9 protein-coding genes and 1 pseudogene are annotated in these 10,924 nt (G+C 42.4%); 9 read left to right on the top strand and 1 reads right to left on the bottom strand.

What is annotated here, in order from left to right:
- Positions 1–132: 132 nt before the first annotated feature.
- The 9 genes from ACHUFQ_RS08640 to ACHUFQ_RS08680 all read left to right on the top strand — a co-directional run bounded on the left by ACHUFQ_RS08640 (position 133) and on the right by ACHUFQ_RS08680 (position 9,800).
- Positions 133–606 (top strand): DUF4174 domain-containing protein, encoded by a 474-nt coding sequence (locus tag ACHUFQ_RS08640; protein ID WP_394174751.1) that lies wholly within the window; start codon positions 133–135, stop codon positions 604–606.
- Positions 607–660: 54 nt separating this feature from the next.
- Positions 661–3,066, top strand: coding sequence for a patatin-like phospholipase family protein (locus ACHUFQ_RS08645; protein WP_394174753.1), 2,406 nt, complete (start codon positions 661–663; stop codon positions 3,064–3,066).
- A 213-nt stretch (positions 3,067–3,279) separates the two neighbouring features.
- On the top strand, positions 3,280–3,978 hold the full coding sequence (locus ACHUFQ_RS08650) for a spondin domain-containing protein (RefSeq protein WP_394174754.1): 699 nt from the start codon (positions 3,280–3,282) through the stop codon (positions 3,976–3,978).
- Between the two features lie 9 nt (positions 3,979–3,987).
- Positions 3,988–4,710, top strand: coding sequence for a spondin domain-containing protein (locus ACHUFQ_RS08655; RefSeq protein WP_394174756.1), 723 nt, complete (start codon positions 3,988–3,990; stop codon positions 4,708–4,710).
- Positions 4,711–4,786: 76 nt separating this feature from the next.
- On the top strand, positions 4,787–5,536 hold the full coding sequence (locus tag ACHUFQ_RS08660; protein WP_394174758.1) for a response regulator transcription factor: 750 nt from the start codon (positions 4,787–4,789) through the stop codon (positions 5,534–5,536).
- A gap of 52 nt (positions 5,537–5,588) precedes the next feature.
- The gene (locus ACHUFQ_RS08665) at positions 5,589–7,061 is read left to right on the top strand and encodes an ATP-binding protein (protein ID WP_394174759.1); all 1,473 of its coding nucleotides are present in this window, start codon (positions 5,589–5,591) and stop codon (positions 7,059–7,061) included.
- Positions 7,062–7,112: 51 nt separating this feature from the next.
- Positions 7,113–7,736, top strand: a complete 624-nt coding sequence (locus ACHUFQ_RS08670) for a 3'-5' exonuclease (protein ID WP_394174761.1) — start codon at positions 7,113–7,115, stop codon at positions 7,734–7,736.
- A gap of 119 nt (positions 7,737–7,855) precedes the next feature.
- The gene (locus ACHUFQ_RS08675; protein ID WP_394174763.1) at positions 7,856–8,557 is read left to right on the top strand and encodes a hypothetical protein; all 702 of its coding nucleotides are present in this window, start codon (positions 7,856–7,858) and stop codon (positions 8,555–8,557) included.
- A gap of 262 nt (positions 8,558–8,819) precedes the next feature.
- Positions 8,820–9,800, top strand: a complete 981-nt coding sequence (locus ACHUFQ_RS08680) for a DUF4382 domain-containing protein (RefSeq protein WP_394174765.1) — start codon at positions 8,820–8,822, stop codon at positions 9,798–9,800.
- A 179-nt stretch (positions 9,801–9,979) separates the two neighbouring features.
- Here the strand turns inward: ACHUFQ_RS08680 and ACHUFQ_RS16970 are convergent.
- A pseudogene (locus tag ACHUFQ_RS16970) lies at positions 9,980–10,198 on the bottom strand (DUF7661 family protein).
- Positions 10,199–10,924: the final 726 nt, after the last annotated feature.

Raw genomic sequence — 10,924 nt, forward strand, 5'->3', positions numbered from 1 at the left:
TTTCATTTATTTCACAATTTTCTAAGCTCTGACCTATGCTATTAATTATCAATGCAATTTCTCACAGTAGTGAAATCTGTGCTAAATAAACCAAGGCTCATACGAAGGTAAGCCGCAGGTCAGGATAGTTCGATGAAAACAGCATACTCAGCCGTATATAAAATAACATCTCAACCCATATTGCCGCTGATGATGGGGCTTTTCCTTTACTTGGTGACGAGCTCTTTTGCCAAAGCGGAAGAGTTAAATGATATTGGGCAGCTACAATGGCAATCACGAGTCTTGTTAATGCAAGGCTCCGATGAGGCCAAAACCACTTTTGCGCAAGCGCTCGAAGACGATGCGAAAGCACTTAGCGAACGACATATTTATTGGTTTATTTTCCAATCTGAAAACGTTGAAAGCAATTACCCGGGTGACATATCTCAAAATTTTAAAAATTCGATTAAAGCAGAATATTTTGGTAACACCGGCGATGGCGATGTGATCATTTTAATTGGCAAAGATGGAAGCCCTAAATTATTTACCAGCGAGCTTGATTTGCAGCAGTTATATGAAACCATCGACTCGATGCCAATGCGCCAACAGGAAATAAAAAACCAATAGCCTGTCGGGTTTAGTCTTACCAACAGTGCCTGAAAAATAACAAATGACAGGCCGATGACAACGATAAAACACTCTCAATATGCAGTCGCATTATGCTTGGTGCTTATTCTGAATTTTTTCAGTCCGTATCTGCATGCACAATCTTCTCCGGTTCCGACTCTGGCACGAACACAACCTTCAGACCGTCCTTCTCATGAATACTTTGTGGCGATCAAAGGCGGGGTGAGCCTTGGCAGCTATGAGTCAGGCATAAACTGGTATCTGGTAGAGAATATTCAAAGTCAGCCCAGTGAAAATTTGGTTGCGTTTTCCGGGGCGTCTGCAGGCAGTATAAACAGCATGTTGTCGGCGATTAAGATCTGTTCGAATATTAAAGAGAATCTGCATTCGAACCTGCTGCGCTCCAGCTGGAACATAGACATTAGCAATCTCAATCGGCGCAACAATGAAGGATCCTTGTTTAACCGCGAAAGTATCTTTGCAAAAATCACCCAAGATTTATCTCAATATGTCCTCGACCCATCCGAATTTGAAATCAACCAAAGTCACCTGGCGCGGCAATATGCCGATAACCTGGCGGTAAATCCGGATCGCGGCAAGGGGCAGAAAGGCTGCAGCATTATCACCACCATGTCAGTAACCTTGATGTATCCCTATCAGGAAAAAATCAAAAATTCAGACCAGACAACGGGATACCAGCGCTTCGTTATCCCCATCGAAGTAACGACCATTAATGGCAAAATCGCCTTTAAAAATGTCTATCTGGATAAATTTAAGGCGGCATTGCCAGAGTTAAGGCCCGATTACTTTATTGCATTACCGGAAACAAGTTCTGGCCTGATCAATCCGGACATCGTGTTTGAAGCAATAAAAGCGTCCAGCTCCTTTCCTGTGGCATTTGCGCCGGTTGAATTACCTTTTTGTATTAGTAAAAAACTAAAAGGACGGACCTGTAAACTTGAATATGCGATGACTTCATTATTTAGTGATGGTGGCTTATTCGACAATTCTCCGATTGGTGTTTCCGTTGATATCCATGAAATGTATCAACAGCAAAAGGTTCCCACCCAAACAATGCCGCCCTATGTTACACAGCAGCGTATCGTATTTATCCATCCGGACAATTTGCGTAATGAAAATCCATTGACTGAAGATTCTTTTTCCATCTCTCCCGGAGCGGTAATACAGCAACCGGATCGTGTCGGTCTTTGGGATTATCTCTTGTATCTGGGTAATTCGTTTGATACTGCAACCAGTGAGAACTATCGTAAGACGTTGGAAAAAATTCATAGCGACGAAGAGAAATATCATTTTCGCATGAGCAGTCGTTATCACAATTTACTTGCGGACTTTCATGCCCATTTTGGCGCGTTTTATTCAGCACATTTTCGCGTACATGACTATCTGACAGGCGTCTATGATGGCGCTTATCTATTAAGTTCTTATGCCTGTGAAAAATTTAAAGATGACTCAAAACGTCGCTGTATTCAAAATCAGATGATTAAACGTATTAATAAGCTTACCAGCGGTGGAGATAGGCAAAACAATTCCAGAAAGTTAACCGCAGAGCAGCAAACGGATAGAGAAAACCAACGTTTTGAGCAGGACTTTTTAAAACATTTATATAACGTCGAATATCGGGCTTCGATGCCGTTAGTGAACGATTATTACCAGAATACCTATATTGCTTTATCTGAAGCATTTAATACGTTTTCAGGAAAAAATTCTGAGCCGATGACCTTTAGTAATTATATGAATAATCTAAAAGGACTGTCGCGTAAACAATTTAAATCCAAGTCGTTGCAAGACGAACTCTTTATTGACTATCCGAGATGGGCGGCTGAACACTTCAAAGTCAGTTATGATAATTTACTTACGATGCAAGAGCAGGCGTCTGATTGCTATAACTGTGAATTTCGGGTCGAAAACCGAAATCTATTAACGATTTTGCGCATCTCAGAACCGTTTAAAGATTCCTGGGTGGATTATTCCAAAACGGGAACATGGCCATTAAATAGTTGGTTTTCAGATTGTTGCACCGGGACATTGCGTTTCGGTTTTGGGGCGTTTGAAAATAGTTTATTGTTTTCGGCGGTAGGTCGTACCGACACCCCATTTGACAATATTACCTTTGATGGCATGGTCACGTTCAATTATCTGGAAGCTGACTTTGAACACGATGGCTATGTTAGCCTTGCGGCCGGGGGGAGTTACCATACCGGCTCAATAGTGGTTCCGGTTATTTCTTCTGGCTATGAATATTCTTTTCCCGGTCGCAGTATCTATAAAGAATCCCTGCATGCCGTGTATGTCTCAACGGGATTAATCAATGAATTGATCACCATTAAGGCGGCTGTACGCGTTGATAATATTGAAGATTTTGGCGGAATTGCAACGCGAGACAGGGTTCAGCTGCAAGCGCAGTTTGATGTTTTGCAAATTTTCGAAATGATTTTTTAAGTGCGTTAGTCGGTCTTGGTATTGGCCAATTTGTCGGCAAAAAATGACAAGGCAAGACAATGTAGAACGGTAAATCGGACAATTAATTTCATAACATTTAGGCTGTGTAATTGTGATGATTTTGTTATGGAACTGTGAGGGATTCGGTCATTTTTTTCACCATACTTGGTTTGAACATTTTTACCGGGATATCCCGACCTGATGAGGAAAATAATGATGAAAATGAAATTAGCGGCGGCTCTGGCATCCCTTGCGGTAACTGGCAATGCCTGGTCTCAAGACTTGCAAATTACCGTCACCAACTTGACCCAAGGTACATATTTTACCTCGTTTATTATCGCAGCCCACACATCCGATGCGGTGATGTTTCGCGTTGGTGAATCCGCATCTCCTGAATTGCAGGCGATTGCCGAAGGTGGTGACATTGCCGGTATGGGGACTTTACTAACCAGTGTCAGCGCCGACTTAGTTGAGAACCCTGCCGGTGGTCTGCTAGCGCCAGGTGCTCGTGTCGAAACCACAATAACGAACACCGAAGGTAACGATTATTTGTCGTTAGCTTCAATGGTATTGCCCACTAATGATGGCTTTGTCGGACTGGATAGCTGGATGATCCCAACAGAGCCTGGTACCTATACATTTACGCTTGATGCGTATGATGCTGGAACCGAAGCCAATGATGAAATCGTCAATGGCGCAGGAATGCCAGGTCAACCAGGAATTCCTGCAGCACCGGGTATGGATGCAGGCACCGGCGCTACCGGTGTTACCTCAACGGAAGATAATGTCCTGATTCACGTGCACCGCGGCAACCTGGGTGATGACGATTTATCCGGTGGTAAAAGCGATTTGGATAACACCGTTCACCGCTGGTTGAACCCAGTCGCCCGAGTCACTATCGTTGTAAACTAGGAGGCTAGCATGAAAACGAATCAAAACCTTACCCTAAAAGGGGTTGGTAAAGCCTTTGCAGCATCCTGCTTACTGATCCTGATCAGTGCCTGTCATGATGACGATGATGAAGGTTTAATGCCAGAGCCTGAGCCAATGCAATATCGCTATCAGGTAGACGTTACTAATTTGACCAATGCCCAACCTATGTCACCATTTGCGGTGGTACTTCACAATGAAGGGATGCTTTGGAATATTGGTGAAAGTGCAAATGATGCCATGGAAAACCTGGCGGAAAGTGGCGACAACTCACAAGTACTGGACTTAGGTGTTGTTCTGGCGGGTAGCTCCGGCGCCGATATTTTGATGCCAGGTAACACTGAAACCATTGACGTAATGGTTACAGATACCGCACCAATGTATTTAAGCGCGGCGACGATGCTGGTCAATACCAATGATGCTTTTACGGGAATTAACGCGCTGGATATCAGTCAGTTGACTGCCAACGAAAGTATTTCCATGGTTATGGGTTCTTATGATGCGGGGACGGAAAAAAACAGCGAACTTGCTGAAACGATTCCAGGTCCTGCAGCCGGTGGGGAAGGTTATAATGCCGAGCGAGATGATGTCGATTTTGTTAGCGCACATCCGGGCGTTGTAACTATGGATGATGGCTTAACGCAGTCGGTACTGACGCAAGCGCATCGTTTTGACAACCCTACCATTCGAGTAACCGTGACTCGCATCGAGTGATAGGCAGTAACCTATGGACGGCTTGGTAAGCACAAGTCGTTCGTAGCGTCTGGCTTCTCGGTGTAAAGGGAAGCCAATGACAAAAATACTGGTGGTAGAAGATGACCGGGATATCGCCCGGTTAATTGACGTTCAATTACAGGAAATAGCTTGTGAGGTGTCATTGGCCTTTGATGGCGCATCCGGTTTAAAAGCTGCCCAATCGCAACCTTTTGATCTCTTGATTCTTGATGTCATGCTAGGCGAGGTATCTGGGCTGGACATCTGTCGTCAGATACGACAGCAAAAACCCGAGCAGGCCATATTAATGTTAACCTCCAGAAGCTCGGAAACGGATCGGGTTTTAGGGTTAGAACTCGGCGCTGATGATTACATGACCAAACCGTTTAGTGTTCGGGAATTACAAGCCAGAGTAAGAAGTTTGCTTCGTCGCGTGAATCTGATTAAAGCAGCTCGTCAGGCTCAATGTTTAGTAAATGCAACACAACAAGCGCCAGAGCAAACAAATACGCAACCTGTGACAACAATAGGCCAGCTGGAAATCGATCAAAATCGCCACCAAATCCGCATCCATGGTCAAACCCTACAACTGACCTCGACAGAATACGATTTATTGTGTTTTCTTGCGTCCCACCCAGGGAAAGTGTTTTCTCGCTCCGAGTTATTAAGTTCCGTATGGGGCTATCATCACAGTGGCTATGAGCATACCGTAAACTCGCATATTAACCGCTTGAGAAATAAGCTTGAAGCGGACGTATCGGAGCCAAAAATCGTACAAACCGTTTGGGGCGTTGGATATAAATTTAACGAGCTTGGCGTTCATTGAACGACACAGTAAATGGATTTAGGGCTACTTTAAATTCGTGTAGGGATCGCTAATGAAATTATCGTTATATCAGCGCTTATCTTTTAGTTTAATTGCTTTGTTTGTGGTGATCGCGCTTGGCTTTTATGTATGGAGCGGCAAATTACAAACACAGATGCGATTTGAAGCACAACAACGATTGCATTTGTCTTTAGCGGCTAATTTGGCCAGAGATAACCCATTGTTACAACAAGGCGAATACGACTACCAAGCCTTGCAAAATCTCTTTCATACCCTAATGGTGTTAGGGCCTGCGTTTGAATTTTACTTCGTCGATCCCGACGGTAATATTCTCTCCCATTCCGCTGACGAATCACGCATTAACCGTAAAAGTATCGATGTTGTACCGATTAATCTGTTAACCCATAATCAGGCCGCATTGCCAATTTTCGGTGATGACCCTCGTCATCCTAACCGAAAAAAAATCTTTTCGGCCGCCCCGGTATTCAGGGGCGCTGACTTGCAAGGGTATCTCTATGTTATTGTCGCTGGCGAGCGTTATGAAAATATTTTAAATCAAACCCATACTAGCCGAGAAATGCAGGTTTATCTGGTGTTTTTAGGGATCGCATTGCTGATGCTGTTGTTGTTGATGCTTGGTTTGTTCCGCTATTTTACTTACCCGATGCGTCGCCTTGCCAGGGAAATGAAATCGTTTCGTGATTCTGGATTTGAACAGCATAAGCAGTCTATGTACCCCTGGCCCGAAGGCGACAACAATGAAGTCAATCAATTAGGCAATTTGTTTAATCAAATGGTGGCTAAGATACAACGACAATTTGAAGCGATAAATGAAAACGATAAAACGCGCAGAGAGTTGATTACCCATATTTCCCATGATTTACGAACCCCGATAGCGAATATGCAGGGATATTTAGAGACATTGAGTTTACGAGATTCATTATCAGAGCAACAACAGAAGAGTTTTTTAAACACCGCGCTAACTAACGCACAGCAGCTTAATTGTTTGGTGGATCAGTTGTTTGAATTGGCGCATTTAGAAGCGGGCCAGGTATCCGTTAATCTCGAATATTTTAACCTAACCGAATTGCTTTACGACGTGGCTGAAAAATTCCGATTGTCGGCAAAAAAACGCGATATTGAGATTTTCGTTGCCCCTGAACAAGGGTATTTTCCGGTGCAATGTGACATAGCCAAAATTGAGCGGGTGTTAAGCAACCTTATCGAAAATGCGCTTCGCCATACGGCTAACGGCGGAGAAATTCAGCTGGGTATTGAAGAGGTGGATACTCAACATCTACAGCTATCGGTTTCGGATAACGGCACGGGCATTCGTCAGGAAGAACTTTCCTATATTTTTGATGCCAGATACCGAGCCAGTAATGCTTCTGAAGATTGCAAGAAACACAATGGTCTGGGGTTAACCATCTGTAAACGGTTGTTGGAAATTCTCAAAACCGATATTCGTGTGTCCAGTGAATTAGGGCAGGGGACACGTTTCTTTTTCAATTTACGCCGAGCTTAGGTAAGCTGTAGACCTTAGTTTGTAGTCAGCATTGAAGAAGAAGTGAAAGTAATGACGGATATATTTGCCGATGATCTGGTTGTACTGGATTTTGAGACCACAGGGTTGTCACCGGATAATGGCGATCGTGCCATCGAAATTGGTGCGGTTCGACTAAGAAAAGGTCGGCCTGTTGAGACTTTTCAGGCATTAATGAATCCTGGTCGCCCAGTAAATAGCTTTATCGAGCAGTATACAGGCATTACCAATACGATGTTGGCCGATGCCGCACCAAATGCACAAGTGATGGACGCATTCTGGCAGTTTCTAGGAGATGATAATCTGCTGGCTCACAATGCCTCGTTTGATAAAAAATTTCTCGATAGCGAATTTTCACTAATCAATCGAGATTACGGCGGCCAATTTGCCTGCAGTCTGTTAACCTCAAGACGGGTATTTAGTGATGCGCCTAACCATCGTCTTGGTACCTTAGTTTCCTACAAAAACCTCAATGAATCGGGCAATTTTCACCGCGCGTTATTCGATGCGCAAATGACCGCCAAGCTTTGGGTTTCACTATTGGAAGAAGTGAGAACCAACCTTGCCATTGACGATATCGACTTTGACCTAATGCAATGCATCAGCAAAGCCTCAAAGCGCGACTGGCAACTCAAAGCCCGACGGTTTCTGTCTTAACCTTATGGGGTCAGAGTCAATTTCGAAAAATAAATAAATCGTAAATTCATAGAGTTAGATGCACTAACTTAATGACTCTGTCCCCTAAATGAGAAATGTCGGGTATCAGGATGTGACCAATGAAAATAAGCAATAAAAGCTATCAATCTCTCGTCTTTTTGCTCTCACTGTTATTGTTATCAGCATGCACTTCGCCAACCGTTCATTTGAATCATCGTTATTTAAATGAATCGGACACCTCTGAACTAACTTATTCCATCCAGCAAAACGAGGACCAGATTGAGCTAAATACGCTCCCTTTTCCAGACGACGTAACCGAAACGACAATTCTTTATTCACCGTTTTTACGAGATCCTGAGCTGATTGACAATGTCCGGGAATCACTACAACAAACTGGCTATGAAAAAATTACAGTTCGCTCTTTGGTAGCTTCTAATCATTGGTATACGAAAAATACCATTGGCGTGTTTGCCGTTCCGACAGGGACTTTGCCAAACATAGGCAAGCGAGCAATCGACTTTGCACACCTATACAAAAGTGAAAATTGTGAATCCATGATTCAGTTAACCTTGATGCAGGATGGCAAGTTTAGCTTGGATGCAGGTAAAAACGAGGATGTTCAAGGTACCTGGAAGGTTACTTCGTATCCGTATTTATTATTAGAAAACCAAGATCCCTATATTCACTTTTATTTCGAAATTTTTCGTGAAACTGGTTCTGATCAGGTCGGAAAAATAGAGTTTTTGAAACTTAAACCGTTAAGCAATTCCGAGCAAATCGCCTCTTGTATTTTATCTTTTGGCTTGAGACATTTTGGCTAAATTGTTGATTTAATCAGCGGACTGTCCAACTTTGAATCAATGTACAAATAATCACATATATGTTTTTGACATCTACAGGCCGTGTCATATACATTAAACTAATAATGCCCCCCAAAAAAAAATTAAAATCAAAAAAAGTTTCTCTGTTTCATGGTGTGATGTCGCTATAGATAGCATACTGATTCATAGAAAATGACCAATTACGTTATCCGAGCCAAACTAATCAACTTGGGATAGCGCTAAAATAATAAAAGGCAAAACTATGTTTTTTTCTAAAACCAAAATCGCTTTAGCCGCTGCGCTTTCGGCTTCTTTGTCATTAGCTGGTTGTGGCAACGACTCTGATGAATCTTCAACATTTTCACTTGCTATCAGTGATGCACCGGTAAATGGCGTGAGCAATGTTACTTTGTGCTTTAACCGCGTAGAGCTAAACGGCGAAGGTGGCAAAACCGAATTTATCGTGGGTGAACACTCTGAAATGATTAACGCCAATAGTGTTTGTCCAGATGCGGTGAACAGTGTTGGTATCAACTTATTGGAATACACCGGCGCGGACGCACTAACCTTAATTAATAATATCGAAATTGAAGCCGGTAAATACAATCAAATGCGCTTTGTATTGAGCGAAGGTTCATTTGCCATTAAAGACGCTCAGTACGATGATGCGGGCAATGAAATCTCGCCAGAGCAAGAGATTGCTGTTGTTGTTCCGTCTAACGAGTTAAAACTGGATGGCTTTACCGTAGCCCAAGGCGGTAATGTAAGCTTTACCCTGGAATTTGATCTTCGTAAAGGCATGACAGATCCGGTTGGACAAGATAACTATTTCGTTAAACCACGCGGTGTTCGTTTGGTAGATAATAACGAAATTGGTCATATAGAAGGAACGGTTGCTGAACTTGCTTACGATTGTACGCAATTACCGCCTGAAGACACATCATTGCCGACGGCAAGTGTTTATATCTATAACGGTGCAGACCAAACTGAATTAGGCGATAATACCGCAAACGATGTTGCAGGCAAGGCTCAGCCACTTGCCAGCGCCGGCGTTTTCTATAACGAAGACACTAGCATGTATGAATACGAAATTGGTTTCTTGCTGACCGGTGATTACACCTTAGCTTTAAGTTGTGAAACTCAAGATGACCCTGAACTAGATGACGAGCTAACCTTTGTTGAACAGCAAAATGTATCAATTTTGATAGATGAAACAACTGTAGTAGATTTTTCCGGCAACTAATTTTAAATACCGGATACCGACTAAAGGCCGCGAGCTAACACTCACGGCCTTTTTATTACCAAAATTTTATGGGGTCAGAGTCAATTACGGAAAATAAAATGCTAATAAATTCTATCGGTTAGATGTATTAACTTAATGACTCTGTCCCCGTTTTGGACCCCGCAAAATCTGACTAATACTTAATCAATTTGGACTACTTCCGGATACTTCTCTGACGCCATTTCATGGTATATATCATCCAGGTATCTGGCCAATTGCTCTTCATCAAACTGCTGTTGTGGGATCGCAGGATCCTAAATCCGTCGGCGGATACTGGTTTCGTACTCAATAAATAACTGCCATTCTTGGTTTTTTCTGTGCACTGCCATTAAGGTGCCAAAGACATCAAATTTGATCATGCAAGTTTCAATGGTTGCTGTAGATAAGGGATTAATATCGATAATAAGGGGACACAGTCAATGACTTTTAGGGAGTAAGGCGTTGATTTCTATAGGTTTGAGTTTATGGGAATTGACTCTGACCCCATGTAATAAAAAAGGCGCCGTATAGGCGCCGGAAACTTTAAGGAAGAAACTATGAAAAGTTAACGCTGTAATAATAATCAAACTGGCGTTGCCTTACCGTTAACAATATGTAATTTTTGTTCGATAAATGTACTGAGACGTCATTTTCCATTATTTTCAAAACAGGATATCGGTGTTAACGTTATTATATGTGTGTTCTTTGCGTTTAATATGGATGCTCATCGAAATAATTATTATATTCGTGAGATAAGTACTCGCAAAAAAAAATCTATGAGCATGACATGAGAAATTCCGTAACGGGGTGCATATGCTGAGCACCAACATATTGAATTGATTAGAAAGAAGGAGTATCACATTGAATAAAAAGCTGATGTTGCAACTTAGTGTGATTCTTATCGTTACCGCTTTGACGATTTATTTTAAATATTGGTAAATTGAACAATTGAAGAATTAGGCAATAATGACCAATCGTGTTGCGAAAAAACTCTGTTATCGATAACGGCCAATTGAATTGATTAAATGGTAATACCAATCACATTAAGTTTGTGCACAACTCAGAGTTAGGGCAGAGGTTCAGTTACCACATAGATTTTATTGATA

Origin of the sequence: Thalassotalea litorea (assembly GCF_043642205.1) — a bacterium.
GTDB lineage: Bacteria > Pseudomonadota > Gammaproteobacteria > Enterobacterales > Alteromonadaceae > Thalassotalea_A > Thalassotalea_A litorea.